Genomic DNA, 26,174 nt, shown 5'->3' with positions numbered 1-26,174 from the left:
TTTTGCCCCACGCCCGCAAGAGATTTTAGCCCCGCTTCATCAAGCGGCACGATGCCATCAAAGTCGCTAACCACCGCCTGCGCCATTTTGATTAAATTTACCGCTTTGTTGTTATAGAAATTGCACGAGCTGATTAGCAGCTTTACGCTCGCTAGATTGGCCTTTGCGAGCTCTGCAACGCTAGGGAATTCCGCAAAAAAGCGCGGCGTGATCAAATTTACCCGCTTGTCTGTACACTGAGCGCTAAGCATCACGCAGACCAAAAGCTGATAGTTGTCTTTAAATTTCAACTCACTGCGCTCTTCCGCGAAGTTTTGCAGAATTCTCTTTTTTATCTCTAAAATATCTTTTTTACTTCTCATTTGTATTTCCTCAAGGCGGAATTCTACCCTAAAATTCTAAAGTACAGTTTGATTGTTAACAACTTTGAGTTATAATCGCCGTTAAAATTTTTTTAAGGAATTATAATGAAAAAAGTTTTATTTACAGCACTTAGTTTGGCTGCCGCTATCAGCCTCAACGCTACCGTTTACGCTACCGTAAATGGCAAAGACGTAACCGAAAAAGAGCTTGCTCCGCTACTTCAAGGCATAGGCAATGTAGATATCGCCGCTCTTAATGCAGAGCAAAAGAAGGAGCTTATCGATAAAGGCATCGATCTGATGCTGCTAACGGATGAAGCTAAAAAATCGGGCGTTATGGACGAAGATGTTTATAAAAAAGAGCTTGAAATCGTAAAAGATAACTTAGCGCTTCGTGTATGGCAGGCTAAAGAAGCCAGCAAAATAAATATCGACGATAAAGAAATAGCCGATTTTTATAACAAAAACAAAGCTCGCTTTACTGAGCCTGCGAGAATCAAAGCGGCTCAGATCGTCGTTAAAACCGAAGCCGAGGCAAACGATATTATTAAGCAGTTAAAAGGGCTTAGCGACAGTGCACTATTTACTAAATTTGCAGAGCTTGCCAAAGCTAAATCTATCGATCCGCAGGCTAAACAAACCGGCGGCGAGCTAGGCTGGATGCCTAGCGATCAGGTCAAGCCTTTTGCCGATGCGATCTCTAAGATAAAAGATGGTCAAATCACTACTAAAGCGATTAAAAGCAGAGTCGGATATCACGTCGTGCTAAAAGAGGAGTCTCAAGCTAAAAAGCAGTTAAGTCAAAGCGAGGCAAAGCCTTTTATTGAGCGCGTGCTTAGACAGCAAAAAGCGGCAAAAGTAGTCGAGCAAAAAGCGGCAGATCTTCACAAAAACGCTAAAATCGAGTATAAATAATATAGGAGCTAAAAATGGGCGTTTTAGATATAGTAAAACCGGGCGTTTTAAGCGGCGATGATGTAAGTAAGGTCTATGCGTATGCGAAGCAGCAGGGCTTTGCGATCCCTGCGGTAAACGTAGTTGGGAGCAACTCCATAAACGCCGTCTTGGAAAGCGCTAAAATTGCAAATTCGCCCGTTATTATTCAGTTTAGCAACGGCGGCGCAGCGTTTTATGCGGGCGCTACTTGCCCAAATGCCGCGGTATTGGGCGCTATTGCAGGCGCGCATCAAGTGCATGCTTTGGCGGCTCATTACGGCGTTGCGGTGATTTTACATACCGATCATGCCGCAAGGAAGCTGCTTCCGTGGATTGACGAGCTCATCGAAGCTAATGCCGCTCATAAAAAAACTCACGGCGTGCCGCTGTTTAGCTCGCACATGCTCGATTTTAGCGAGGATGATTTGGAGTTAAATTTAGCGACCTGCGAGAAGTATTTGGAAATTTTAAGCGATCTTGGAATTTCGCTTGAGATCGAGCTTGGCGTCACGGGCGGCGAAGAGGATGGCGTCGATAATACGAGCGTCGATAACGCGCGGCTTTACACCCAGCCTGCAGATGTCGCACTCGCCTATGAGCGACTAAGCAAAATCAGCGATAGATTCAGCATCGCGGCGAGCTTCGGCAATGTCCACGGCGTGTATAAACCGGGCAATGTCGTGCTGAGACCTGAAATTTTAAAAAATTCGCAAAAATTCGTGCGCGAGAAATTTAATCTGCAATCTGAAAAACCCGTAAATTTCGTCTTTCACGGCGGCAGCGGCAGCGAGACCTCCGACATCAAGGCGGCCGTGAGCTACGGCGTCGTTAAGATGAATATCGACACCGACACGCAGTGGGCGTTTTGGGACGGCGTGCGCGCTTATGAGGCCAAAAATCGCGGCTATTTGCAGGCTCAAATCGGCAATCCGGAAGGCGAGGATAAACCGAATAAAAAATTCTACGATCCTCGCAAATGGCTGAGAGCGGGCGAGCAGAGTATGGTGGCTCGCTTGCAGGTTGCATTTGATAATTTAAATTGCCTAAATAGGAACTAATATGGATCGCCCGAATAACGAAGTGCTCGATATCACGCTACCTGAGGCGAAGGAGCGCTCGCTAGCGGGCGTTTTTTTTAAGATTGCAGCTCTGCCGATCGCGGTTTTTGTGGTGTTTTTGCTGGGCTATTTGGGACTTATCGGGCTGAAGGTAGAAACGCACTCGATCCTGATGCTTGCGGTTTTGCTCATTATTGCACTAATTTTAGCTCGTCATAATGCAGAATATGGCTGCTTAAATTTTCAAAATAATATCGATGACTTCAAGCGCGAGCTGAAAAATTACATTGTCGCCAATCTCTTAAGTATCGGCGGCAAGAAAAAATCCGATGCCAGCTTTGATCTTTTTGTGGACGAATACGGCTACTCGCTGCGTAATCAAAACTACGCTTCCGTCGCGTCGGCAGTCTTTCCGATGCTTGGAATTTTAGGAACTTTCATCTCGATTGCGATTTCGATGCCACACTTTTCCTCAAGCAATATCGATGGGCTAGAAACCGAGATCGCGCAGCTTCTAGGCGGCGTAGGTACAGCATTTTACGTCTCGATCTATGGAATCTTTTTGGCGCTTTGGTGGATATATTTTGAGAAAAAAGGCATCAGCAAATATGAGCGCCTGCTCATCAAATACAAAAATTCCACTAAAAATTTCTTCTGGAACAAAGACGAAATAACACAGGGCTATCTGAATGAAATTTTAAACGCTAATTCTGAAATTTCGCGCTCATTTGCGATGATGAGCTCTACGAATTTTACCGAAAGACTAAACCGCCTAATCGATGAAAAAATCGGCGCTTTTGAAAGCGTGATGGAAGCCGAGAAGCGAAGTATGGCGATTACACAAGAAGAGCTTGAAAAAGCAGGAGAGATGATCCAAAGGACAAATCTCGCTCACGGCGAGTTAGATAAGAGCTTCGCTCAAATTTTATCTGCGCTTAAGTCCGTATCTGCAAGCCTAATCGAAATTCAAAACGGAATTTCCGCGCAGTATCTAAGCCAGTCTAAGACTTTAACGGACGGGCAAGGCGAGCTGACTAACGTTACGAGTGCATTAAGCGCTCAAATCAAGAGCCTAAATGCTTCCTTGGGCGGGTTTGCGGGCGAAATTTCAAGTTCGCAGAATGCTTGCGCCGCTAAAATTGACGCTAGCTTTAAGGGACTAAGCGCGGATTTGAAGGCACTTTTAGCTGGAGAGGGCGCTGCGCGGACGAGTAATGAAAGCATCATCGAAGAGCTTCGTAAAACGCTTGCGAGCATCGATGAAAAAGCACTTTTAGATGAAAACGAATAACGAAGAAAAAGAGACCTTTTGGATCGCGTACGCCGATTTGATGGCGGGACTGCTTTTTGTTTTCGTGCTTTTAGTAGGCGGCATCATCGTCAAATACTTCCTCACGCAAAGCAACCTGCAAGAGAAAGAAAGTCAAATTTCAAGCGCGCTTTTAAGCTTGCAAAGCCAGGAGAAAAAAAGCGCCGAGCTTGAAGCGCTGAATAAAATTTTTAGCGACCAGCTTGAGAAGCTGAACATAGAAAATACCGACCTTCGCAAGCAAAATTCCATCTACTTCATACAGATCGAAGATCTAACCGAGATGGCGGAGAAGTTGAAAAAAGAGAATTTAGATATCAACTCGCTTCTGCAAAAAGCGCGCGACGACGCCAACGCTACGATTAGCCAAAACGAGCTTAAAATCGCCTTTTTGCTCGATCAGCTCACGCAGAAAGAGAGCGATTTTAATAAAATTTTGCAGGATCTCAACGTCACCAAAAACCGCATCCGCAACCTCACTGGAATGAAGGTCAAGATCATCGCCGATCTGAAGGAGAAGCTGGGCGGTAAGATCCGCATCGACAACGAAAGCGGCGCGATGACGCTAAGCTCGTCGATCCTTTTCGACAAGGGCTCAAGCGAGCTGAAAGAGGGCGCCAAAGAGGCGCTCCGCTCGACGCTACAGAGCTATTTCGCCGCGCTTTTGAATAACGACGAAATTCGCGAAAATTTAGATCAGATCATCATCGAGGGGCACACGGATAGCGACGGCGGGTATTTGTATAACCTCGAGCTCTCGCAAAACAGGGCGTTTGCGGTGATGGATTTCATCAACTCTTGGAATAAAGACGAGCGGCTGCAAAAATATCTCATCGCCAGCGGTCGCAGCTACACGCAGCCCGTGATGCGCAGGGGCGTCGAGGACAAGGACGCTAGCCGTCGCATCGAGATAAAATTTACCCTTTCAAACAAAGAGGCGATGGAGGAGATCAGGAAATTTTTGCAGTTCGACGCGAACGCTACGAATTAGCGGCTCACCCTTAACGGCTCACTCGAAATTTTAACTCGCAAAAAAGAGGGCTTAAAATTTTAAAATTCTTAAAGAATTAACGTCTCATCTGAAATTTCAACGGCGGCGGAGGGTATCCTTTTATTTTGGCGCGAATGTCGTAAATTGGCGGCTCGTTAAATTTTACGCAGCGTTTACACGGCATCTGCCGCGGCGGAATGGGTTTAAATTTTAAACCCGCATATTTTGACGCGCTTTTAGCGCTGCCACGCGATAATATGGTTTAAATTTAGACTTTTAATTTAAGCTGTAAATTTAAGCAGGCTCACGGGTGGCTAAAAATTTAAATGAATTAAAAGCCTAGCTCATTTAACTTTTTATATCCGTCGCAACCGACTTGAGATCCTAAATCGCAAGCCTTATTTAAATATTTTTTTGCAGTGTTTGTATCCTGTTTTACGCCTTCACCATAGAAATATGAAATCCCAAGATTATAGCAACCGTCGGCAAATTCCAAACGACAAGCCTTCAAAAATAGCTCGTTTGCTTTTTTAGAATCTCGCCCTACACCCTCGCCTGAATAGTATAAAACTTCCATATTGTAGCACCCATTGACTAATCCTAGATCGCAAGCCTTAGAATATAACTCATACGCTTTTTTGTAGTCTTGCTTTGTGCCACTACCATTTTCATATGAATTCCCGAGATTATAGCAGCTTTCGGCAAGCTCTAACTCACAAGCTCTAGAGTATAGTTCATTCGCTTTTTGGTAGCTTTGTTTTACGCCTTCCCCTTTTTCATATGAAATTCCAAGATTATGGCAGCTTTTGCTATGTTTTAAATCGCAAGCTTTAGAATATAGCTCGCTCGCTTTTTTATAATCCTGTTTTACGCCTTCACCCGAGGCATATAAGAGCCCAAGATTGTAGCATCCGTCACCTTCTTGCAAATCGCAAGCTTTGGAAAGCAGTTCGGTTGCTTTTTTGTAATCTTGCTTTACTCCCTTGCCTGAGTAGTATAAAACACCCAGATTGCCGTAAGCTATGCTATTTTTTAAGTCGCAGGCCTTAGAATACAGTTCGATCGCTTTTTTATAATCTTGCTCCGCGCCCTTGCCGTATTCGTATGACGCCCCCAAGGTGGTGCAATCCCAGCCGTCGCCCAAACTACAGGCTTTAAAATTTAGCTCCCTTGCTTTTTCATAATCCTGCTTCACGCCATCGCCCGAATAGTATGCCATGGCGAGATTTACGCATGCTAAGGTGTTGTTATTATCGCATTCGCTTTGCAACTTGCTTATACCGGGATCCTCTTGTTCCGTCGATGACAAAGCTGTGGCTTCTGCTAGCGATAAGGCCGCCGTGGCGATCAGCGCTAAAAATATCTTTTTCATACATCGCTCCGTTTAAAATTTCGGCTATTTTATTTCATTTTCGCTTAATCTTTTGAAAATCGGCGGGCCTAAATAGTTTTTAAATTTACACAGTCGCAAGCTTAAAGGCGAAATTTAGCAAAAAGCGTTAAAATTCCAAGAATTACAAGGAGCGAAAATGAAAATTTTAAAAAGCACGGACACAAATTTCAAAGAGGAATTTGCGAGGTTGGTGCGCCGCGGCGAGACGGACATGAGATCGGTAATGCCCGTCGTTAGCGGCATCATCGAGGAGATCAGAGCGCGCGGCGATGAGGCGCTAGCTGAACAGATAGAGAAATTTGACAGATGGCGCGTACAGGGCGATCTGGCTATCACGCAAGAGCAGATGAGTCTCGCGTATGAAGGCTTAACCGCAGAGCTTAAAAACGCGCTTCAGGTCGCATACGAGCGTATCTATGCTTATCATGAAAAACAGCTTGAGAGAAGCTGGTTTAGCTTCGATCCAAGCGGCGCGATGCTTGGGCAAAAGATCACGCCCGTGGATCGCGCGGGGCTGTATATCCCGGGCGGCAAGGCGGCGTATCCAAGCTCGCTTCTAATGAACGCGATCCCCGCAATCGTCGCGGGCGTGGAGGATATCAGCGTCTGCACTCCCGCCGTGGGCGGCGTCGTAAATGAGCTACTGCTCGCGGCGATGCATGTGCTGGGGATCAAAAAGGCCTACAAGGTGGGCGGCGCAAGCGCGATCGCGGCGATGGCATACGGCACGCGCACGATCGGCAAGGTCGACGTCATAACGGGTCCCGGGAACATCTTCGTAGCGACTGCTAAAAAGCTCGTGTTCGGCGATGTAAATATCGATATGATCGCAGGCCCTAGCGAAGTGGGTATCATCGCAAACGTCGCGGCAAATCCGCGCAACATCGCCGTGGATCTACTTAGCCAAGCCGAGCACGACGAGATCGCAAGCAGCTTTTTGATAAGCAACGATGAAAAATTCGCTCTTGCCGTCGCAGGGCACATCGAGCGCGAGCTTCCTACACTCGCGCGTGAGTCGATCGCTCGCGCCAGCGTCCAAAACAAGGGCGCAATCATCATCGCGCGCGATATGAACGAGTGCGTGGAGCTGATGAACGAGCTTGCGGTCGAGCACCTCGAGATCGCGACCGAGAACGCCTACGAGCTGCTTCCGCGTATACGCCACGCAGGCGCGATATTTTTGGGTCATTATACGCCCGAGGCGATGGGCGATTATCTCGCAGGCCCTAACCACACGCTGCCAACCGGCGGAAGCGCGCGATTTTTCTCGCCTCTGGGAGTTTATAATTTCATCAAACGAAGCTCGATCATAGCGCTAAATAAGTGCGCCATAGACGAGCTCGGAGGCGCGTGCATGGCGCTAGCGGACGCCGAGGGGCTCGGCGCGCACAAAAAATCGGTGCAGATTAGATTTGAAGAGAAGTGATTTTACGCTGCAGCCCCAAGAGGCGGCGAGGACCGAATTTTAAAGAGCACCGGCGGTTGTTGCTAAACCAAGAGCTGAAATTTTAAAATTTAAAGATGAGTTAAATTTTAAAAAACGTAAGCGTCGCAGCGAGAGTAAAATTTTAAAATTTCAAAAGCGCTATAAATTTAAAAAAATAGCCGTATTTGATTAAAATTTAAGGCAAATTTACTAAGCGAAATGATATACTTTCGCTGATTTTTTACAAGGAGAGAAAAATGAAAAAATCACTTTTAGTTTTGGCTAGTTTTGGCTTTGCGCTAAGTCTTAGCGCCGCAGATCTTTCAGATAGCTGCAAGGAGTACTTCGCAGATCTTGATAAGATGGTTGACACCTACAAACAAGCGGGTCAAGAGCAGCAGGTCAAGATGTACGAGGATCAAAAAAAGCAGTCCATGGATCAGATCAGCGCACTTCCTAAGGAGCAGCAAGAGGCCACTTGCAAACAAGCTAAAGAGATATTTAAGCAGATGATGGATCAGATGAAACAACAAGGCGCTATGAAATAAATACCTTCGCGGGCATGATGATGCCTTCTTCAGTCGCGGCGATGCGATATCGTCGCGATTAATTCTTTTTAAACTCACACTTTTATTTTAAAAATTTTTAAATTTTAAAATTTGGATGTTTTATCCTCGTTGCTTTCGGGGCTTGCTAAGAATTTCAGATTTGATATTTAGCTTGTTGCAGGAAGTCAAAACGAATAAAGCGCTCGTCGTCGTTAAAATGCTCCGCAAGGCGACGCATCTTAGTGGGACGCTGCGGAGTACCAAAGATTTACGAGCCGTTTTGGCGCGGCTCGAAACAGCGCCTCATCAATATGACGAATGCAGGCTCGGTTTGAGCGTCATTTTATCGCGATTTGAAATAGCTGAGGCTCATAGATAGAGCGAATTTACGTATAAGTTTGCGGCTCTGCCTATGAAATTTACGGCCAAAACATCTCACAAAATCGCCTCGGATTTTAATCCTTAGTAACGATCGCGCCGTTTTTTATTTCGTGCACGCAGACATTTCTATGCAGCTCCTTGCCGGCATCTAAAGTATAGTAGAGCGTTGTTACTATGCAGCGTAAATCGGCGTCGATGACGAACTCCTGCTTGGCGTGCATCGGCGGCTTGCTTTTACCGCAGTGCACGTAATCGGCGTAAATTTCGCGACAATCGTTTATACGAAATGCGTCGTTTAAAAGGCACATAAAAACATATTCGTGCCCGTGCTTGCTATCTTGGAAATCCCCCAGATAAAGCCTTAGCAGAATTGTTTTGGCGCTCTTTTTTGGCAAACGACAAGCCCTTATGTCTTTGATCCTCTCCCAATACGCGCTTAGATTGTCGATTAAAAAATTCTCCTTTGCGAACGAAAACAGCTCATTTTTATCAAGTAAATTTTTATCGATAGCTGCTAAGGGCGAAATTTCTCCCGGATAGCGCATTGGTAGTTGCGCGATCGGTAGATCGTCGTAAATATCTTTCATACTCTGATAAATCTCCGGTCGCGGCGCATCGTCTTCCTTGACCGCGGCATTTTCCATGCCGCATAGCGCAAGTAGGCACAGCAAAAATATCCACACCTGCTTCATAACATTTCCCCTCGTTTCGGTCACGATCTCTTTGCTCCTGATCATACTGCAAATTTTAAAGCCTTAATATGAAGAAAAAAGATCAAAAATCAAAGCGCCCTTTTTACAACCACTCTCGCGCTGTCTTTTTCTGCCCTTGCTTTTGGGTTAATTTAATCCGAATCTTCCTCTTGTGTGAAACGGACGATGCGCTGCTATTCGTCTTCCGTAGCCTTTTCAGTGAAGCTAACGATGCGCGGAGTTGCGATGCGCGCGTAATCTTGCACGTTTAGGATGATCGAGTGATCGAGCAAGCCCGCGTTGAAAGCGATCTCTTCAAAGCGTCCGAATAGCGACGGATCGGCGATTAGCAGCAGCTTGTCGTGGAAGCTAAACGGCGGCACCGAGCCGATGACGCAGTCCGTGAGATCGCCCACTTCATCGGGGCTTACGAGCGATGCTTTTGTGCCGCCAAGCCCCTCTGCCAAGCGCTTTAGATCGGTTTTATGATCGGCTGCGAAGACCGCTAGGACGTAGATCCTGCCGTTTCTGCCCGCGGGTTTGTCGCTAGGAAGCTTCAGCTGCTGCGGCACGTTTGCGCAAATTTGATCGGCGGTTAAAGCTAAATTTGCTGCGCAGGCACCGTTTTCGCAGCCTTGAGCGCTCGCAAAGCTGGAAGCATTGGAGTTTTGCGCGTTATCGACGTTTGCTAAATTTAAATTTTGCGAAAAAGAAATTTGCCCGTCCTTAAAGCCCTTGATCGTGCAAACTAGCGCCTTTGCGCCTTGTCCTAGCTGCGTGCCTCGGGCTTTGGCGACCTCGGCGGAGGTGCCCGCGCTTTCGTGAGCTACTACGCGGAAGTGCGCGCCCTGCTGCGTCAAAAGCTCTTTTAGGCTTTCAAAAATTCTCTCTGACATGCTCTCTCCTTGTTTTTGCGAAATTATACTGAAATTTTAACCAAACGACCCATCGATGCCGAAATTCCATTCTTCGCCGTAAAATTTATCTTGCCTGCGCGCAAAACCATTGCGCGATGAAAGATCTATTGCGCGGCGGAAATTCCGCCGTGCATAAGCTCGGTCCGCCCTGCTTCTCGCGAAATTATTTCATCTTGCGGATTTTAGGCTCTTTGCTCTCTACGAGCTCGTAAATTCTAAGCTCGACCTTGACGTCTTTGGGCGCTAAAATTCTAATTTCGCCGCCGTCGTAGGCGAATGGATGCGTGAGCTCGTAATAGATACGCTTCTTTTGCTTCTTGCCGTCGCATAGCATCAGCGTCTGAGCAAGCTCATCGCCGCCGCTAAACTCGTAATAAAGCCCGTCCGAGCCCTCTTTTTGCTCTATTTTGCCGTCGATCAGATACGCGTCGTTGCAGTCGGCTTTGATCTCTTTGGAAAAGACCGCTTCGACTTTAAATTGCTGCGGCGGCATCTTTGACGGCGTTAGCTCAAAGACGTTTAGCTGCTTTTGCGCCTCGCCGCCGAACAAAAACAGCGGCAATAGGAAAAATAAAACGCTTTTTCTCATACTTTACTCCTTGAAAAGATATTTTTATTCAAAATTTTAGCAAAATTTTCACTCATTAAACTGAAATTTCAATCGACTTCGTTTTTATCTGTAGCAGATAATATTTTTTAGCGCCTCCGTCTCTGATTTTAGCGCCTCGCCCTCGGTTTTTTGCGCGAAGCTCTTTTTGTTCGCTAAATTTTTGCTAGAGCCTTGCGGCGAGGGCTTTTCGCGCGAGTTTGAAATTTTGGCGGCGTCGCGCGATATTTCGCCCTGCGTCTGCACGGTGGAAATTTCGCCGCTAGCCTCGCCAGCCTTGCTCGCGTGGCGGCTTAGCACGCTTTTGACGCTTATCTTTTCGCCTGCGTAAAACGCCTCGCAAAGCCCGCCTTGCGCCTCATAGTCCGTCACTTTGACGCCGCTTTCTTGAAATTTATAAAATTTTACTCGTTTTGCTCCTTGTAGCTCCTCCGCTCCGCGCCATACGCCGGCCTCCGCGTCGAGATCTGCGAGCGTAAATGCGCCGTTTGCCGCCTTATACATATTGCCGAGCCTTATCGGTATGCGTTCGCCGCTCTTTTTGGTAAGTACGAAGCCGATCTTTTCGCCATCTTTTGGATGCGGGCGGAACTGCTTGGAGAAAAACGCCGTGAAAAATGCGACCTCCTTGATCTCGCCGTCGGTGCCTAGGTATCTCGTCCAGCCATCCTCGGGCACGTCGATCTCGGCGACGTCTCGCCCGTCCTTTGCGCCGCATTTTAAGCCCGCGCAGCCGCTAAGCGCTAATGCCGCAAGCGCGGCTAAAAATAAGTTTTTCATATCTTCCCTTCAAATAAATTTTGGCTCAGAGCAGGGCGCTCAGGCACGTAAATCCGTAGGGCATTATTTTAGGCTCGCGGGATAGCCGCTAAATTTTTCGATCCAGCCGTCCTCGCCGTAGAGCTCGCCGCAAAGTCCGTCCGAGAGCTCGGCTAGATTTTCGCCCGCCTCGTCCGCAAGCCGCCAGCACTCGTTTTGCTCGAAAAAGCTTAACGTCTCATGCAGGACGTGATCGGTAAGATGCGCGCAAAGCGTCCTTAGCGCCTCCCTCTGCTGCGGCGAAAAGTCCGCTATCGATGCATACAGTCGCTCGCACCGCGCGCCTTTCATCCGCCCGCTTACGACCCCGTCCAACCACGCCAGCGACCCGTCCCTGAGCTGCCGCACATATTCCCGCCCGAAACTCTGCAAGCTATCCGTTTCCACCATTTTGTCCTCCTGCATTTAAATTTTAAAATTTTTGGCGCCTTGCCTAAATTTAGATCGAAATTTACTTCCTAAGCCCGTTTAAGCTTTTTGCGTCCTAAATACGGCACGCCGCATTCACCTTTTATAAAATTCCACTTAGCGAGCGCCGTTTTTTATCGTTTGCGCTGCTATTTTACCGCGCCGTTAAATTCGCGCTGCACCTCAAAGCACAGCGCTGTTTAAATTTTAAAATCCGAAAGCTCGCGACCGAAATTTTAAAATTTAAGGCTCGATGAAATGCGTTTTAGCGCGACGGTATACGCCGCTTGAAACTTTAAATTTTAAAAACTCGTACTTCGCCTCAAAGCCCGCTAGCGGGGCTAAATTTATCAAGCCGACGTCGCCCAGATGCGTAAAAATCGCTGTCCGCTCGCCTCAAACGAGCACTCCTGCCAGTCCCAGTCGTTCTCGCCGCCCATTGCAAAATTTTGAGGCTCGTCCGATAGCCCTGCCGCACTCAAAGCAGCCGTTATCCGCTCTTTCATAAAATCATCGGGCTCGCAGGGCGTAAATTTTTCAAATTTTATCTCGTAAAGGGAGGCGAGTCCAAAGTCCGCGCGCACGAGCTTGCCGCACTGCTGTGCGAACTCCGCCGCGCTATATTCGTACTTTGGGGCGTAGTACCAAACCTCCAGCTCCTCGATGCTTTCGCCCTCAAATTTTATGGATTTTATCATTCTGCCCCCATTTCGCTTGTCGTGGCGGTTTAAATTTCGTCGCTTAAATTTTACTTGCGCCCATACGGCGCAGGTCTTACGCGCAGGATCAAACTCTCGCTATTCGGCGCAAGCATGCCGTGCGGGCAAATTTTAAATTTAATCCGCCGCGCTTTAAATTCAGACGCCGAAGTCCGCCCGCATCCCCTCTTTGCCCTTCGGCGTAAAATAGCAAACGATGTAGCAGAGCATTTGGTCTTTGCACTCGTATTTGGCTTCGAGGCTTTCGATAATGCGCGCAAATTCCTGCGGCGGCTTGTCCGCAAAGGCGTCTTGCAGCTCCTCTGCGGCGATATGTCTTGGGCTAAGAAGCAGATACGCCGCGCCGCCGTCCTCATCCTCGCTGATGGCGCGTAAAATTTCACCGCTCGCGCGAACCCGCCAGTGCTCCTTGCCGTCCCACTCGCGCAGGCTCAAAAACGCCGTGTCGCCGTCAGCGTCCAAAGCCTTCTCGTTTAAAATTTGAGCGCGTAAAGCGCCTTCATTTAAGCTCTCCTCGCTCGCGACCTCGATAAAAACGTCCGTGCCGAGCAGATAGCTGGTCCGCTCAAACTCGCTTTCGTACTCCCAGCCGTCAAATTTAGCGACAAATTCGCGCACTCGCTCGTCCGCTTCGCAGCCGAACATCATCGCGTCACTATCTGAAATTTTAACGATATAAGGCTCGTTCATGAGGCTTTTCAAAATTTTATTGCGGCTCGCATTTTCCGTAAACCCACTCGCGCGTCTCGTTTAGCTTAAACTCGCCGTCCTTTAGAAAATACTGCTTGCTGCTTTTGATCGCGTTTTCGCCCGCGGCTATGTAGTCGCCGATGAAGCCGCGATCCAGGACGTCGTGCGCTAAAATTTCAGGCTCAAAGACGTTTTGCGTCTTTTGCGTTTCGTGCCATTTGCCGCTCTCATCAGGCTCGCGCAGGATGATGGAGATGTTGTTGCCCGCCTCGTCGTAGCCGTAGATATACTCGTACTGCTTGCCATCGGAGGCCGTGCGATTTTTTATGACGTTGCCGCGCGCGTCGTAGCTAAACTCGTTTTCAAACACGACCTCCCAGCGCTGCAGCTCCTCGCGCCAAAGCACGGTTTGCTCGCGCAGAGGCCTGCTTTCATCGGTCTCCTCGTGCACGTTTTTGTAGTACTCCCTCCACTCGTTTTTTGCGGCGTCCCAGCGCGATCTTAGCTCGGTAAAACGCCTATACTTAGGCTCGATCTTACGCAAGATCTTTTCATCGCGCTGCCATGTGTCGTCCTTCCATATAAAATTTATCTCGTTGCGCGTCCCGTCCGCTGCCGTAAAGACCGTATGTTTTGTAAGCGGCACCCATTTGCCGCGCCACGCGTAGCCTTCGGAGCCTGCGTAAACGTCGCCGTTGTAGTGATATATCGATTTTTCGTACGGCATCCATTTTTTCGCTTTGGCGTTCCATTCGTAGGTCGCTACGAAATTGTTTCTGTCGTTTTCATCGACAATCCTTTTTGTAAGGTGCGTCGGCGTCCATCTGCCATTTTTTAGCGTGAAATTTTGCAAAATTTCCGTTTTACCCTCGCGCTTTTCGACGGCTTTTTCCCCATCGTATGGTTTACCGTCCTTTTGCAGACTGAAATAAATTTTTGAGCCGTCCTTTGCGATCTCCTGCTTGCTCATCGCAGTTTTGCGAAATTTGTTTGTATCTGCGTCCCAGTCATATTCGACATTTTCGATCTCGCGCTCGCCGCTTTCGTCAAATTTGCTAAAGCTTTTCGATACGGACGCTCCCTCTTCGCTGCTCTTTCTGTAGATTTTTTCTAGGCGGCGGGTTTTGGCGTCGTAGTTTTGGCTCACTTCATATTCGTAGCGCGGCAGGGCGCCGCCCTCTGTTTTGTAGCTCGTCTTTTGCAGGCAAATTTTATCCGGCGCCGCGTGTTTCGCCGCCGCCGCGTGTTTCGCCGCCATCTCGGTCGCGCTCGCAGGCATCGCGAGAACTAATGTCGCCGCTAAAATAGAGCCTGCTAAAACTGCCGCTCGCGCCCGAAGCTTGTCTGCTAAAACCGCCGTCTGCGCCCCAAAAGCGCCCGCCGAAACAATCGCTCGCGCCTTTAAATTTACCGCCGCAAAATTTACCGCACCCTCGGGCGAAATTTTAAAAATACCTCTCATGACCGCTCCTTTATTTAAATTTTAAATCGCGGGGCTTTCGAGCTCATACACGACGTCCTGTCCGCCCTCCACGCTTAAGATGAAGAGCGACTCGCCCTTGATCGCGATAGCGTGCATATCGCCGACGGCAGGCAGCTCGTAGGCGTCCACCGCCTTCATTGTCTCTGCGTCCACGACGAGTAGGGTGTTGTAGTTTTTGCTAAGCGCTAGAATTTTGCCGTTTTTCACGTCGGCGCCGGTGATGTAGTAGTCGTTTAGATCGCGTCCGTCTTTTAGCTCGAGCCCTGCGCCCGCTTTTAGGACGCTCTCGGCGCTTAGGGTTTGATCGTTTTTATCGACCCTGATGACGACGACTTTTTTTGAAACCTCATTCGGCACGGAGAACATATACATAAACTCGCTTGCGGGGTCGCTTGCGATCGATAGGACGTAGGCCTTTTTTGCCCTGACGGTTAGCACGACGGGGCGATCTCTATACCACGAGGTCTTTAGCCCGCCGCTGCTTTCGCGGAAGGTGTTCCACTCTTTAAATTTGTCGATCTCGCCCTGCGGCGCTTTTTCCACCGCCCAAAGGGTCTTGTTGAAAGCGGTCGTGATGAGCTTGCCGTCTGCAAAGGTGCTATCGACGCTGTATCTGATGTCGTATCCGTTCGGTTTGTCTAGGATCGCGCGGTGCGTTATGTTTTGCAGACTGCCGTCTAGAAAATACACTCCCGCAGCCGTCGAGACGACCGCGAACTCATCGCTTGCGGCGTCGTATGCGAGCCCGCCTGCGTTTCCTTGACCGAAGATCCCGGTCGCTTTAAACGCAAGCGGCTTTTTGCTTTTGATCTTAAGGGCGGGTTTTAAATTTTTCACGGCGCCGTCGTTTGGATTTTCGTTAAATTTAAACGCTCCTTCCTCTAAAGCGCCGGCGATGTGCGGCATCTGCACTTTGTTTTTGCCCGTAAGCGAAAATGGTCTTTGCAGCCTCGTCCAAATTTGAGCGGTCCATTTATCGCTCGCTTGAGCTAAGTTTAAGCTTATCCTCTCGGGCTCACCTTTGCCGCTAAAAGGCGGAACGCCCGTGGAAAAGAAGGCTTGGAAGGCGTTTGAGACGATGACGGCAAACGAGATCGCGACGATCGCGGTCGTGTATGCGCTAAAGGGGTTGAAGCTTTCGCTTTGCTCGTCTAGGTTTTGCGCCTTCGGCGCAAAAAGCAGCATCACGGGCATTATCAAAACGACGGCCCAATACACGAATGCGCCCCAAGTGTAGGTGTGCGCGCCGAAGATCGCGTCGCCAAAGCCCATCCCTACGTCCCACGCAAAGCCGTCGAGCGAGGTGTGGCGGATACTCATAAAAAGCCCGTATGCCGCGCAGATGAAGACCGCCGAGACGTATTTGATCTTGGCTCCGTAGCGCAAGATGAAGATGCCTAAAACGCCGATTAAGATCATGCCGATGCGCTCGAACCAGCATAGCGTGCAGGGGCTCTCGCCTACGACGTATCCGAGGTAGATGTTTGCGATGCCTACGGGGATGGCAAGGATCAGTAAAACCGCCGTGGTCATCAGTAGGTTAAATCTCTTCTGCATAGCGCCCTCCTAATAGCTTCCGAAGGGCAGCACGGAGGTAAAGCTCGCGATAAAATACATCACGAAGCACAGTGCTGCGCCGAGCACGAAGAGCCTAAAGGCAACCTTTTCTTTCGCGGGCTTTCGCCACACTAGCCATACGGCAGCCGCTAATAAAACAAGGATCAGTAGTTCCATGCCGTTCTCCTTATCGTGAAAATAGTTATTGAATGGTAATGCAGCTAGGATAAAATTTTACTTAAATTTTAATATTACATATGAAAATTTATATATTTTTGTAGCGATACGTATTTTGAAACTATATATCAACGGATAAAAAATGATCGATTAAGATAAATTTGAGCCGTAACGCACGCGACGTAAAGCGATCGATCATCCTAGGCTTAGTCGCTCCGCGATCTTATATTCGGTATAAAATTTTAAAATTTTAATGATTTCGCCGCTTCGGCTGCGGCCTTAAAGAGGGGGCGCGGCGAGAACTATCTTTGCAAAGCGACGGGGAGTATCGTTGGCGAAGCGGCAGCGGGTATTTTGGCTATGCGACGGGACGTCTTTAGCGGCGAAAAGAGCAAAAGCGCCATCGTCGTATAGAGCCGAGCCCTAAATTTAAGCTGGGCCGTAAAATTTAAAAGATTAGAGCAGTCGCTTGCGCAAGAGTGAATTTAAAAATTTAACGCGCGCTCTTTTGGCATTGGCGGCGTAAAATTTCATCGCGCCTCTTTGCCGCTAATTTGCGATTTCATTCGCTCTGCTTTATATCCTCGCTTGAAAAAATTCTCTTGCCTTCGTAAATTTTCTCATAGCGGCTTAGTTTGCCCTCTTTGAAATAGCCGATGAAATAGGCCGCCGATCTTTCGGCCTGCTCTTGCGAAATTTCATCGTAGAGGCGGGCGGGCCCCTTTGATTTTTGTTTGTGCAGGCACGAACAGCTGCGAAAATAGCGCCTTTTGATTTTAAAATTTTGCGCCTCGCCGCCTTGTTCGCCCGTGCGATTTGTCGCGCTTATTTCGCTACTTTGCTTGTCTGTGGGCGTCTGGTCATCTCTCTCATCGCCCTGCACCGTCTGTTTTTGCTCGCTCGCCGCGCCGTGATCTTGCGCCGCTACGGCGCCAAAACAGATACTCGCTGAAATTAAAGCCGAAATAGCCACTCTGGGTAAAATCATTTTTTCAACCTTTTCTTTTGCCGCCGCTACGTACGGACCTGCTGCGGCGTAGGATTTAAATTTTAAAATTTACGTGGCGCACGAATACCTCCGCGTTAGCTAAATTTAGCCGCATAGCTAGCGGGTCGCCGCGCCTGTTAAATTTAAATGCCACGCTGCACTTTGATAAATTTAATCGCAGCACTCGTGCAAGGCCGCGCAGGTAAAATTTAGCCGCGAAATTTTACCTGCGCATCTTCAAACGCTACTTTATCTTTTTATATTTCCACGTCTGCTCCGTTATGAGCTCGGGCTTGCCGTCTTTAAGCTTAAATTCCTTAAAGCTCGTTATCGCGTAGATGCTAGGCATCTCAAACATCATCAGCGCGGCGCCGTATCCCACGCTATCAGCCGGGATTTGGGTATCGTAAGTAGCCTCTGAGCGTCCCGTTTGCACCCATTTGCCGCTCGCGTCAAGCTTGTAGATATCCATCGCCGTATTGCTGCCGCGCTCGTCGTAGCTATAGACGTATTTGTTGCTGCTGGAATTTGATTCAAAGCTTTGCACGAGCGGGCGCTCGCCCGATTTGTCGTAAATTTCGCCGTTTGAGTAGCTTTTGATCCAATCTTTAAGCTGCTCATCCCACAGATACGAGGTCATATTAAGATCTGCGCCCTTCTTGATAGCGGTCTGTTTGCTCATATTATCCCACGCGCCCTTCTCGTCGTTCCAGATGAAGCTCGTAACGACCTCCTCGCCCTTTGCGGCGTCCAGCTCATGCTTACTCATCGTCGCGTTTTGCCACGCGCCGTTTTGGAAGGTGCTGCGGATCTGCTCGTAGCTGCCGTTTCGATCGCCGTTAAGCATCTCTCGCTCGCTGTTTTGCCACGCGCCGTTTACAAACTCGTAGCTCACGTATCCGCTCATTTCTCCTAGGCTGTCGTAGAAAATTTCGGTCTTATCTTTGGGCTGCCAGCTCTTGCCGTCCCATTTGAAGCTTATCGTAAGCTCCTCCTTATCCAACGCGTTTTTTACGGATCTGTTCATGCTATCTTTCTGCCATTTGCCCTTTATAAACTTATATCGCACATCCTGCGTCGCGTTACCGTCGTAGCTGGAGACGGTTTTACTCGCATTGCGCGTGCCGTCATCCGCTATCGAATTGCTCTCGCGCGTCGTGACGCCGTCTTTGACGCTTTCCGTGTAATCTTCTATTTTTTTCCACTTGCCGTTTTTAAGATCGAGGTTAAATACTTCGAATTTAACCATATCCCCCTTTTCGTCAAAGTAGCTGATCTCTTTGTAGCTAGAGCCTAGGCCGTCCGAGGAGTTCGTATCTCTTACCTGCTCCAGCTTGCGCGCCGCCGCGTCGTAGCTTAGATGCGTGCTCTGCTTGCGATTTCCGAGTGAGCCGTAGCTCATGCTTTGCACCATATACTCATACTCCTTGGCAAACGCCGCCGCACAGAGCAGCACAAGTATCGTAGCGAGCTTTTTCATCCTCTCTCCTTGGAAAAAATTTTGATAATTATATAATGTTCGTATATAAAAACGGATAAAATTTCGCCGTGCGGCTAAATTTAAAAAACTCGGGCTTTGAGACGGCGGCAGTGGAATTTTATGTCGGTTAGTCGGAATTTTGCGCAATTTTTTGGATCGGAATTTTACATCATCGGACGGTTGGAATTTTGCGCGAGTTTAAGCGGCTGAAATTCCGCACGATCTGCTTTTGAAATTTTACACGGGCTTTCGGCGAAATTTTGCGCGGACGGCCGCTATTTAAATTTTAATCCAAGCCGTCGCAAAAGCGGCGCGAGCCTCAGTCGTCTGCGTAAATTTTAAAATTTTATAAATTTGGCGCCTTGCCTCACTACCGCGCTATGTCCGTGCCGAATACACCCGGCGGGAGCGGTAAAATTTAGCCGCCTAATCTCGCAAAAATTTCTTATTGATCAGGTCGTAGTTTTTATACAGCCTGCGCAGCTCGTCTCGCACCTCCATCAGCGCAAAGCCGAGCAGATTTTGCCCGCGCCACGCGCTCGGATGACTTGCGTTTTCGCTCTGCCGCCCAAGGCCGATACCCCAAATTTTATCCAGCGGGCTGGCCTCAACTAAAATTTTATCTCCCGTCGCGAGCAAAAAGCGCATCATCGCGGGATTTTGCGTAAATTTATAGTAATTGCCGCTTAGCACGACGCTGTAGCGCACCTCGCCCCAGAGCCGCTCATCAAAGCCCCATACTTGCCTGCCGAGCGCCTTCATCTGCTTTGCATCGCGGCTTTGCATTATCCGCGCCTGCGTCTGCTCGTCGCCGAATATCTGCGCCTTGCTCGCCATCATAAACTGCTCGGCGCATAGATACTCATCGGCATCTACGGCAAAAGGCGAGCTCTGCCACTGCCCGAGACAGGATTCATCCGCGGCCGCATCCGGCTTGTAGAAAAATAGAAATTCATGCGCTTCGGAAGAATTTATTAGCGAGGTTTTGTCGTATTTCGCCGCTCCGCCACGTCGCCAAAACGGCAAGCCCTCGCGGTAGAAATCGTCTATATCGTCCGTAAGATCGCCCCTAAGCTCATCGCACTCGCTAAATTCCAAATTTCGTGGCTCCGAGCAGCATCTGTCGCCGCCATGCGCGCATTTTACGCGCTCATTTTCAGACGTCTCGTCCAGCTCGTCCCAGCCGCCGTAGTGCCAAAAGCAAGGATAGGGGAAGGCCCGTGCATACGCTTTTTGCGCCGCTTCATCCAGCCGCTCGAACCACTGCCAAAATTTAAACTTATAATCCTCTGCCGCGTCCATCCGCCAGCCGAGCGAAAACTCGCTAAGAGCGGGGTATTTGATCCACGGCGGCGGCATCACGTTTTTTAAAATTTCGCTCACGCCTTTTCCTTAAAATTTTATTTTGAAGCATAGCTTGAAATTTGCCTAAATTTAGCCTGCAAGCTGAAATTTAGGCAAAATACGGCTAAGCTAGCAAAGCCCGCCAGAGGGCAAGCTTAGCCGCAAATTTTAGTCGCAGAAGCGCTCGTCCGTACGGTATTTCTTGCGCTCGGCGATGTAATCGGCTCTGTTTTTCGGATCGGCAAAATACTGCTTTTGCTTCTGCTGATCGGCTTTGAGCTTTTCTATCACTTCCTTTAGAGCCGCCTTGCGGTCGCTAGCCATGGATGGGAATTTATCCGAAAATATCGCCTTGTACGGATGATCCTTTACCCAATCGACCGCCTTTTCGACTATGATCTGCTGCTTATCGATGTCGCAAAACGCGTATGGGTTGATCACGTCGCCTGCAAGGTGCATGAAGGCGGAATTTGCCTCGACCGTCTCCATAAACATCGCGCCGCTGACGTCGATTACGGAGGCGAAGGAGATGAAGCGGTATTTGCCCGCGTAGAACCAAAACACGGCGTCGTCCTTAAGCCCCAGATCATAAGCGCGCGCAGCGACCGTCATCAGCGTAGTCGGAGCGACCATATCCGGAGCGTCTTCGATGATTTTGATCGCCTTTTTTAGGCTCGGCACGTCGTTTTTCATCAGCAGACCGTCGATCGGCTCGTAAACGTGCACGTATTCGGGCTTACCATCCTTAGCCGAATAAAACGGCGAAACATAGATGTCGATCGAAGTGATTTTTTCCACCTTATCCTCACTCTCACCCTGGGCGCTCAAAGTCGCAGCTGCCGCCACACACAGCAGCAGTGAGCGAAATTTTTTCATGGTCTCTCCTTCGGTTAAATTTTTATAAGTTTCCTCGTAATTATACCTTGAAATTTAAGAGCGCGAGCTTGATTTTTAACGAATATATTTTTGCGGAATTTTAATTTTTGCGGTGGCTCTATTTTCTTTTGATTCGGCTTCAGCGCGACGCTTTACGCTGCTAAATTTAAGCGCCGTTAGTCGTAAAATTTAGCTTATAATTTAGATTGCTTAGCTAAATTTTTCCGTTTGCGCTTAATCCGAAAACGAATTTCGCCTTTACGTTTAAATTTCATCGCCGAAAAAGTCGCCGTCGATGTCGCAAATCTCGATATTTTGCCGCACTTGAACGCCGAGTTTATATTTTATCATCAGTTCCGCCAGTCGTTCGCCGTCAATCAGAACAATCGTGTAATTTTGCATGTTTGCGGCGCATCTTGCGGCATCTTTGCTAAATTTTGACGTCGTGATAAATACACCCTTTTTGGTCTGCTTATCCGATATCGCGCCTACGAATTTTTGAATTTCAGGACGCGAAACCGCGCCTTGCCAGCTTTTAGCCTGGACGTAAATTTGCGATAATCCAAGCTCATCTTCATCTATAATACCGTCTATACCGCCGTCCGCGCCGTTTTTGGTTAGTCTGCCTACTCCGTAGCCCATTTTTTCGAGCAAGCATGTCACCAAATACTCAAAAAAGCTCGGCTTTTTTTGTGAAATTTCGTCTAAAATTTGAGATTTTAGATTTTTTGCGAGCTCGTTTGTTGTCTCGACGATGATGTCGATAGGCGTCTTTTCTTGCGTCACGATTTGCGAGATTTTGGTGCTTGGAGCGCTTTTGTTTTTATAAATTTCATCGTACCAAGCCTCAAATTTTGCCTGAGCGTCTTTACTTTTTAGCATTTGTTTGCCAAGATCCGTTATCTCGTACACGCCTCTACCTGATCTTTTGATAGGCTTTTTAACGTCAGGTAAATTTACAACTTCTTTATTTCCTGCAAAGTCCGATAACGCTCAGCTTGCACGGTTAACATATACAAGCATGCCGCTAGGTATCCTCTGTAAGAGTTAGTCGTCGTTAAATTTATAGCTTTGTAATGAACTCGAAAATTTCTTTTCTGTCTGACTTGCCGCGCTCGCCGATAAATCTTAAAATCGGAAACATCATCTCTTTGTAGCTTGGTATCATCGTTTTTCTCCTAATTTTTTACAATTTTACCTCTCTAGGCCTGCAACTTAAAAACTTCAAATTTTACCACCAAATTTAATGTTGCGCATTAAATTGATCCTGAAGACCCGTTTTCGCCGTGTCGCGGTAGAAATCGATCTGATCTTTTTTGATGATGCGGATGTAGTCGGTGCTGCCGGGATGCCCGCTTTGAAAGCCCGCCGTCATCACGTAGGTGCCGCCTTCTTCGATGAGCCCGCGCTGCAGAGCCTCGCTTATGATACGTGCGAGCAGCGAGTTGATGCTCGTTTTTTCCTTAACCATCGCTGGATTTACGCCCCACACGAGACTTAGCGCGTGCGCGGTCTGCTCGTCGTGTGCGATTGCGATGACGTCGATTTTAGCGCGGTTGCGTGCGAGTTTGATCGCTGAGCGCCCCGAGCCCGTGATCGAAAGTATCGCGCCTGCGCCCAGCCTTGCGGCAAGCGCTGCGGTGCTTGAGGTGATCATATCGGTCTCGTCGTAGAAATCGTAATCGTTAAATTTATCGTAAGGATAGATCTTTTCGGTCTCGCGGATCGTCTCGCTCATCGCGGCGACTACGGCTGCGGGGTTTTTGCCGATGGCGCTTTCCTCGCTTAGCATCACGGCGTCGGTGCCGTCGAGCACGGCGTTTGCGACGTCGCTGATCTCGGCTCTGGTAGCGCGCTCGTGTTCGGTCATGCTAAGCATCATCTGCGTGGCGGTGATGACGGGCTTTGAGCGGGCGTTGGCAAGAGCTATGATGCGCTTTTGGATGCGCGGGATCTCATAAAACGGCATCTCGATGCCTAGATCTCCGCGCGCGACCATTATGCCGTCACTTGCTTCGATGATCTTTTCAATATTTTCGACCGCGTCGAATTTCTCGATCTTGGCGTAAATTTTAGCCTTTGAGCCCAGCGAGTTTAAAATTTCGCGCACGCGCAGGATGTCGTTTTGCGACTGTACGAAGGAGATGCCTACGAAATTTACGCCGTGCGCCGCGCCCCAGCGCAGATCCGCGAGGTCTTTTTGCGTGATAACGTCGATATTTAGGCGGGTGTTTGGGAAGTTCACCCCCTTATTTGAGCTTAAAAAGCCGTCGTTTTCGAGCACGGCTCGCACGCCTTGCTCGCTTACCGCGACTACCTTGGCGCGGATCGAGCCGTCGTAGAGGTAGATAAACTCACCCGTCTTCATTAACGGCAAAATTTCAGGGTGGTTGATACACAGCTCGTATTCGCCTTCCGCGCTCTTTTTGCCGATGATTTCGCGAGGAAGGAAGGTGATTTTATCGCCCGTTTTTAGTTTAAAATTTTCTTCGAGTTTGCCGACGCGGATCTTTGGACCGCTGATGTCCTGAAAGACGCCTACGCGTACGCCCAGGCTCTTTTCTACGGCGCGGATTTTGTTTAAATTTGCCTCGTGATACTCGTGCGTGCCGTGGCTGAAGTTCATCCTAAAGGCGTTGCAGCCCGCCTTTACCATCGCGCTCATCATCTCTTCGCTGTCGCTTGCAGGCCCGATGGTCGCTAAAATTTTGGTTTTTTTAAGCATCTTTTCTCCTTTAAATTTAAAATTTATCGCCGCATTAGGCGAAATTTTACGCAAAATTTTGAAATTTCTAAATTTTAAAATTCGCTAGACGAAGGAATTTTAAAATTTTATGGCGCGCGAGAATTCTATAATTCTAAGGCACGGCGAAATTTTAAAATTTCATAGCTTGCGGTGCGGGTTAAATTTTAAAAATTCGCGTTTGAATGAAATTTTTAAAATCCCCTATATATATGAAGCGCGAGCAAAATTCTAAAATCCTCGCCGAAGTAAAATTTTAAAATTCTCGCCCGAGCGAAATTTAAAAATTCCTCTTTATCGCATCATTTCCGCGTCAAATTTTGCATCATCAAAGCTCACTCCCAAATATTCGCAGGCACTTTTTGCGTCGCGAAGTGCGTTGCCTAAGCAGCTCGTAGCGCCGGGGCTTGGGGTCATATTAAAGATAATCCCCGGATTTTCGCCTATTCTAGCTTCGCCTAAAAGCAGCTTTTTTTGCGAGTGTGAGATTACTTGCGGGCGCACGCCGCCAAAGCCCTTGGCGTAGTAAATATCCTCCTCGCGGATGCTAGGTATGATCTTGCGCGCATTTTTGACGAAAAGCTTTTTACCTAAAATCGGTATCTCAAAGCCTATATTGCGGATTAAGAAGTCCCTTACCTCGCTATCGCCAAAATTTTGCCAAATGACCTTGGCTACGTCCATGTCAAAATTTAATGATTGAAAAAATTCCGGCACCGAACGACAGCCCTTGTAGCGCTCAAGCTTCGGCATCGTAAGCGCGGTAGGGCCAAATCTCGTGCAGCCGTCTGCGAGCAAATCCGGATCGCCGTGAAGCGCGGCAAATGGAAGCTTTGGGTTTTGCACCATGTAAACCTTGCCGTTTAGAAGCTTTTGCTTGGTTAGATAGAAGCTGCCCGCGATGCAAATCGTGCTAAGATCCTGCCCAAGCCCCATTTTGTGCGCGAGCCATAGCGAGTGAGCGCCCGCATCTACGACTACGAAATCAGCACTTAGAGAGAGTCTATTTGCGGTGCGGATATAGAGCTTATCGCCTACTTTAGTGATGTTTTGCACCTCGGTGTTTAGGTACAGATCGCAGGTTTTGCCCTCCACGCTTTTAGCGTTTTGCACAAAGGAATTCGCCATCGCGCCGTAATCGATCGTCGTGTAAACTCCCGATTGCACGCCCATTGCTACGATATCCTCCGCTCGCTCCTCGCCGCGCCCGTCAAAAACTAGCTTGGGCTCGATTTTTTTGAGCTCTTCCTTGTCGAAAAGCTGCAGATACGGATAAAGCTCTTTAAATTTCTCAAAGCGGTCTTTAATTAGCTCTACCTCGCTTTCGCCCACGCCAAGAGCCATTTTCTGCCCCTGAAATAAAAATTTATTCTCATATCCGTGCTTTTGGCAATATTTCACGATCATATCCGCCTTGCGCTTGACTTCGGTCGCTTTTTGCAAATCGTAGTTGGTCTCGATGTCGCCGCAATGAATCGTCTGGGAATTTGCGCTGGCTTTAGAATTTAGCGTCGCAAGCCCTTCGTATTTTTCAAGTAGAGCGATATTTTTGATCCCACTAAATTCTGCCAGCACGTACGCTAGCGCGCTGCCCGTGATACCGCCGCCTATGATGATTACGTCGTAATGTTTTTCTTGCATGCCCTTTCCTTATCGAATTTGGCTGCAATTGTGCGAAAATTTCGCTTAAAAGCTAGTTATAAAAGCGTGAATTTAGATGATTTTATATAAAATTCGCACCATTTCATTTTGGGAGTAGTATATGAAAAAATCGATTCTTGTCGGATTAAGTTTGATTATAGCCACGTCGCTGTGGGGCGCGGATAAGAAAGTTTATCGCCTCAAGCTAGCTCAGACTTACGAGCTTAGTATGCCTATCGTAGGCGATGTCGCCAAGCGTATGGCAGATCTTGCAGATAGTATGTCTGATGGCAGGCTGAAAATCAGCATCGACGCGCCTAGCAAACATAAAGCGCCTTTTGCGATCTATGATATGGTCAAAAACGGACAATACGATTTAGGCTATACTGCGAGCTACTATTATAAAGGTAAAAATAGCGCAAATATGCTGTTTACGACGGTGCCTTTTGGTATGACGAAAGACGAACAGCACGCTTGGTATTACTTCGGCGGAGGCAAGGAGCTAGCGGATAAATTCTATGCTAAAAGCAATCTAAAGGTCTTTAATATCCTAAATAGCGGTATGCAGATGGGTGGTTGGTTTAAAAAAGAGATTAATACGCTAGACGATTTAAAAGGGCTTAAATTTA

Annotated in this window: 24 protein-coding genes and 2 pseudogenes; 7 read left to right on the top strand and 19 right to left on the bottom strand. The window is 48.2% G+C overall.

Features of this window, described 5'->3' with window-relative positions:
• Positions 1 to 362, bottom strand: a pseudogene (locus Q0238_RS07215) (endonuclease III); the annotation flags it as partial.
• A 105-nt stretch (positions 363 to 467) separates the two neighbouring features.
• Here Q0238_RS07215 and Q0238_RS07210 point away from each other — a divergent pair.
• Genes Q0238_RS07210 through Q0238_RS07195 form a run of 4 tightly spaced genes read left to right on the top strand, consistent with a single transcriptional unit; the run spans position 468 to position 4,656 of the window.
• Positions 468 to 1,277 (top strand): peptidyl-prolyl cis-trans isomerase, encoded by an 810-nt coding sequence (locus Q0238_RS07210; protein ID WP_297944465.1) that lies wholly within the window; start codon positions 468 to 470, stop codon positions 1,275 to 1,277.
• Between the two features lie 14 nt (positions 1,278 to 1,291).
• Positions 1,292 to 2,356, top strand: a complete 1,065-nt coding sequence (gene fbaA, locus Q0238_RS07205; protein WP_297944462.1) for a class II fructose-bisphosphate aldolase — start codon at positions 1,292 to 1,294, stop codon at positions 2,354 to 2,356.
• 1 nt (position 2,357) lies between these two features.
• Positions 2,358 to 3,647 (top strand): MotA/TolQ/ExbB proton channel family protein, encoded by a 1,290-nt coding sequence (locus tag Q0238_RS07200; protein WP_297944459.1) that lies wholly within the window; start codon positions 2,358 to 2,360, stop codon positions 3,645 to 3,647.
• The gene (locus tag Q0238_RS07195; protein ID WP_297944456.1) at positions 3,634 to 4,656 is read left to right on the top strand and encodes an OmpA family protein; all 1,023 of its coding nucleotides are present in this window, start codon (positions 3,634 to 3,636) and stop codon (positions 4,654 to 4,656) included. The genes Q0238_RS07200 and Q0238_RS07195 overlap by 14 nt, the downstream gene beginning before the upstream one ends.
• 331 nt (positions 4,657 to 4,987) lie before the next feature.
• On the opposite strand, the gene Q0238_RS07190 is transcribed toward Q0238_RS07195, so the two are convergent.
• The gene (locus Q0238_RS07190) at positions 4,988 to 6,028 is read right to left on the bottom strand and encodes an SEL1-like repeat protein (RefSeq protein ID WP_297944452.1); all 1,041 of its coding nucleotides are present in this window, start codon (positions 6,026 to 6,028) and stop codon (positions 4,988 to 4,990) included.
• A gap of 157 nt (positions 6,029 to 6,185) precedes the next feature.
• Between Q0238_RS07190 and hisD the strand changes: the two genes are divergently transcribed.
• The gene (gene hisD, locus Q0238_RS07185; protein WP_297944449.1) at positions 6,186 to 7,475 is read left to right on the top strand and encodes a histidinol dehydrogenase; all 1,290 of its coding nucleotides are present in this window, start codon (positions 6,186 to 6,188) and stop codon (positions 7,473 to 7,475) included.
• A 257-nt stretch (positions 7,476 to 7,732) separates the two neighbouring features.
• Positions 7,733 to 8,023, top strand: coding sequence for a DUF5339 domain-containing protein (locus Q0238_RS07180; protein ID WP_291936556.1), 291 nt, complete (start codon positions 7,733 to 7,735; stop codon positions 8,021 to 8,023).
• A gap of 455 nt (positions 8,024 to 8,478) precedes the next feature.
• Here Q0238_RS07180 and Q0238_RS07175 read toward each other — a convergent pair whose 3' ends face one another.
• From Q0238_RS07175 to Q0238_RS07095, 17 genes are all read right to left on the bottom strand, one after another.
• The gene (locus Q0238_RS07175) at positions 8,479 to 9,141 is read right to left on the bottom strand and encodes a hypothetical protein (protein WP_297944446.1); all 663 of its coding nucleotides are present in this window, start codon (positions 9,139 to 9,141) and stop codon (positions 8,479 to 8,481) included.
• A 149-nt stretch (positions 9,142 to 9,290) separates the two neighbouring features.
• Positions 9,291 to 9,992, bottom strand: coding sequence for a YbaK/EbsC family protein (locus Q0238_RS07170; RefSeq protein WP_297944443.1), 702 nt, complete (start codon positions 9,990 to 9,992; stop codon positions 9,291 to 9,293).
• 184 nt (positions 9,993 to 10,176) lie between these two features.
• On the bottom strand, positions 10,177 to 10,602 hold the full coding sequence (locus Q0238_RS07165; protein ID WP_297944440.1) for an ecotin family protein: 426 nt from the start codon (positions 10,600 to 10,602) through the stop codon (positions 10,177 to 10,179).
• Positions 10,603 to 10,686: 84 nt separating this feature from the next.
• On the bottom strand, positions 10,687 to 11,400 hold the full coding sequence (locus tag Q0238_RS07160; protein WP_297944437.1) for a hypothetical protein: 714 nt from the start codon (positions 11,398 to 11,400) through the stop codon (positions 10,687 to 10,689).
• 63 nt (positions 11,401 to 11,463) lie between these two features.
• Positions 11,464 to 11,829, bottom strand: coding sequence for a hypothetical protein (locus tag Q0238_RS07155; protein WP_297944434.1), 366 nt, complete (start codon positions 11,827 to 11,829; stop codon positions 11,464 to 11,466).
• A 368-nt stretch (positions 11,830 to 12,197) separates the two neighbouring features.
• Positions 12,198 to 12,545 (bottom strand): hypothetical protein, encoded by a 348-nt coding sequence (locus Q0238_RS07150; RefSeq protein ID WP_297944431.1) that lies wholly within the window; start codon positions 12,543 to 12,545, stop codon positions 12,198 to 12,200.
• A 159-nt stretch (positions 12,546 to 12,704) separates the two neighbouring features.
• Entirely contained in the window at positions 12,705 to 13,268 is a 564-nt protein-coding gene (locus Q0238_RS07145) for a hypothetical protein (RefSeq protein ID WP_297944428.1), read from the bottom strand.
• Positions 13,269 to 13,272: 4 nt separating this feature from the next.
• Positions 13,273 to 14,718, bottom strand: a complete 1,446-nt coding sequence (locus Q0238_RS07140) for a hypothetical protein (RefSeq protein WP_297944425.1) — start codon at positions 14,716 to 14,718, stop codon at positions 13,273 to 13,275.
• A gap of 21 nt (positions 14,719 to 14,739) precedes the next feature.
• Positions 14,740 to 16,296, bottom strand: a complete 1,557-nt coding sequence (locus tag Q0238_RS07135) for a disulfide bond formation protein B (RefSeq protein ID WP_297944422.1) — start codon at positions 16,294 to 16,296, stop codon at positions 14,740 to 14,742.
• Positions 16,297 to 16,305: 9 nt separating this feature from the next.
• Positions 16,306 to 16,473, bottom strand: a complete 168-nt coding sequence (locus tag Q0238_RS07130) for a hypothetical protein (protein WP_297944419.1) — start codon at positions 16,471 to 16,473, stop codon at positions 16,306 to 16,308.
• A 562-nt stretch (positions 16,474 to 17,035) separates the two neighbouring features.
• Positions 17,036 to 17,461: a hypothetical protein gene (locus Q0238_RS07125; protein ID WP_297944416.1), complete on the bottom strand. Its 426-nt coding sequence runs from the start codon at positions 17,459 to 17,461 to the stop codon at positions 17,036 to 17,038.
• 244 nt (positions 17,462 to 17,705) lie between these two features.
• Positions 17,706 to 18,941: a hypothetical protein gene (locus tag Q0238_RS07120; RefSeq protein WP_297944413.1), complete on the bottom strand. Its 1,236-nt coding sequence runs from the start codon at positions 18,939 to 18,941 to the stop codon at positions 17,706 to 17,708.
• 426 nt (positions 18,942 to 19,367) lie between these two features.
• Positions 19,368 to 20,324 carry an NADAR family protein gene (locus Q0238_RS07115; protein ID WP_297944410.1) on the bottom strand — a complete coding sequence of 319 codons (957 nt, stop codon included), beginning with the start codon at positions 20,322 to 20,324 and terminating at the stop codon, positions 19,368 to 19,370.
• 129 nt (positions 20,325 to 20,453) lie between these two features.
• Entirely contained in the window at positions 20,454 to 21,161 is a 708-nt protein-coding gene (locus Q0238_RS07110; RefSeq protein ID WP_297944407.1) for a cytochrome-c oxidase, read from the bottom strand.
• Positions 21,162 to 21,425: 264 nt separating this feature from the next.
• Positions 21,426 to 22,073: a restriction endonuclease gene (locus Q0238_RS07105; protein WP_297944403.1), complete on the bottom strand. Its 648-nt coding sequence runs from the start codon at positions 22,071 to 22,073 to the stop codon at positions 21,426 to 21,428.
• 331 nt (positions 22,074 to 22,404) lie between these two features.
• Positions 22,405 to 23,886, bottom strand: coding sequence for a pyruvate kinase (gene pyk / locus Q0238_RS07100; RefSeq protein WP_297944400.1), 1,482 nt, complete (start codon positions 23,884 to 23,886; stop codon positions 22,405 to 22,407).
• Between the two features lie 312 nt (positions 23,887 to 24,198).
• Entirely contained in the window at positions 24,199 to 25,545 is a 1,347-nt protein-coding gene (locus Q0238_RS07095; protein WP_297944397.1) for an FAD-dependent oxidoreductase, read from the bottom strand.
• A 121-nt stretch (positions 25,546 to 25,666) separates the two neighbouring features.
• Here Q0238_RS07095 and Q0238_RS07090 point away from each other — a divergent pair.
• Positions 25,667 to 26,174: pseudogene (locus Q0238_RS07090) on the top strand (ABC transporter substrate-binding protein); the annotation flags it as partial.

It is taken from the genome of uncultured Campylobacter sp. (assembly GCF_938045775.1).
Classification (GTDB): domain Bacteria; phylum Campylobacterota; class Campylobacteria; order Campylobacterales; family Campylobacteraceae; genus Campylobacter_B.
This window is presented reverse-complemented; position numbering and strand designations above follow the sequence as displayed.

Excerpts from the sequence above, each read along its gene's own strand:
- Q0238_RS07190 (WP_297944452.1), bottom strand. The coding sequence starts at position 6,028 with ATGAAAAAGATATTTTTAGCGCTGATCGCCACGGCGGCCTTATCGCTA.
- Q0238_RS07210 (WP_297944465.1), top strand. The coding sequence starts at position 468 with ATGAAAAAAGTTTTATTTACAGCACTTAGTTTGGCTGCCGCTATCAGC.
- Q0238_RS07160 (WP_297944437.1), bottom strand. The coding sequence starts at position 11,400 with ATGAAAAACTTATTTTTAGCCGCGCTTGCGGCATTAGCGCTTAGCGGC.
- hisD (WP_297944449.1), top strand. The coding sequence starts at position 6,186 with ATGAAAATTTTAAAAAGCACGGACACAAATTTCAAAGAGGAATTTGCG.
- fbaA (WP_297944462.1), top strand. The coding sequence starts at position 1,292 with ATGGGCGTTTTAGATATAGTAAAACCGGGCGTTTTAAGCGGCGATGAT.
- Q0238_RS07150 (WP_297944431.1), bottom strand. The coding sequence starts at position 12,545 with ATGATAAAATCCATAAAATTTGAGGGCGAAAGCATCGAGGAGCTGGAG.
- Q0238_RS07140 (WP_297944425.1), bottom strand. The coding sequence starts at position 14,718 with ATGAGAGGTATTTTTAAAATTTCGCCCGAGGGTGCGGTAAATTTTGCG.
- Q0238_RS07095 (WP_297944397.1), bottom strand. The coding sequence starts at position 25,545 with ATGCAAGAAAAACATTACGACGTAATCATCATAGGCGGCGGTATCACG.
- Q0238_RS07110 (WP_297944407.1), bottom strand. The coding sequence starts at position 21,161 with ATGAAAAAATTTCGCTCACTGCTGCTGTGTGTGGCGGCAGCTGCGACT.
- Q0238_RS07155 (WP_297944434.1), bottom strand. The coding sequence starts at position 11,829 with ATGGTGGAAACGGATAGCTTGCAGAGTTTCGGGCGGGAATATGTGCGG.
- Q0238_RS07200 (WP_297944459.1), top strand. The coding sequence starts at position 2,358 with ATGGATCGCCCGAATAACGAAGTGCTCGATATCACGCTACCTGAGGCG.
- Q0238_RS07180 (WP_291936556.1), top strand. The coding sequence starts at position 7,733 with ATGAAAAAATCACTTTTAGTTTTGGCTAGTTTTGGCTTTGCGCTAAGT.
- Q0238_RS07135 (WP_297944422.1), bottom strand. The coding sequence starts at position 16,296 with ATGCAGAAGAGATTTAACCTACTGATGACCACGGCGGTTTTACTGATC.
- Q0238_RS07165 (WP_297944440.1), bottom strand. The coding sequence starts at position 10,602 with ATGAGAAAAAGCGTTTTATTTTTCCTATTGCCGCTGTTTTTGTTCGGC.
- Q0238_RS07170 (WP_297944443.1), bottom strand. The coding sequence starts at position 9,992 with ATGTCAGAGAGAATTTTTGAAAGCCTAAAAGAGCTTTTGACGCAGCAG.
- Q0238_RS07130 (WP_297944419.1), bottom strand. The coding sequence starts at position 16,473 with ATGGAACTACTGATCCTTGTTTTATTAGCGGCTGCCGTATGGCTAGTG.
- Q0238_RS07120 (WP_297944413.1), bottom strand. The coding sequence starts at position 18,941 with ATGAAAAAGCTCGCTACGATACTTGTGCTGCTCTGTGCGGCGGCGTTT.
- pyk (WP_297944400.1), bottom strand. The coding sequence starts at position 23,886 with ATGCTTAAAAAAACCAAAATTTTAGCGACCATCGGGCCTGCAAGCGAC.
- Q0238_RS07195 (WP_297944456.1), top strand. The coding sequence starts at position 3,634 with ATGAAAACGAATAACGAAGAAAAAGAGACCTTTTGGATCGCGTACGCC.
- Q0238_RS07125 (WP_297944416.1), bottom strand. The coding sequence starts at position 17,461 with ATGATTTTACCCAGAGTGGCTATTTCGGCTTTAATTTCAGCGAGTATC.
- Q0238_RS07175 (WP_297944446.1), bottom strand. The coding sequence starts at position 9,141 with ATGATCAGGAGCAAAGAGATCGTGACCGAAACGAGGGGAAATGTTATG.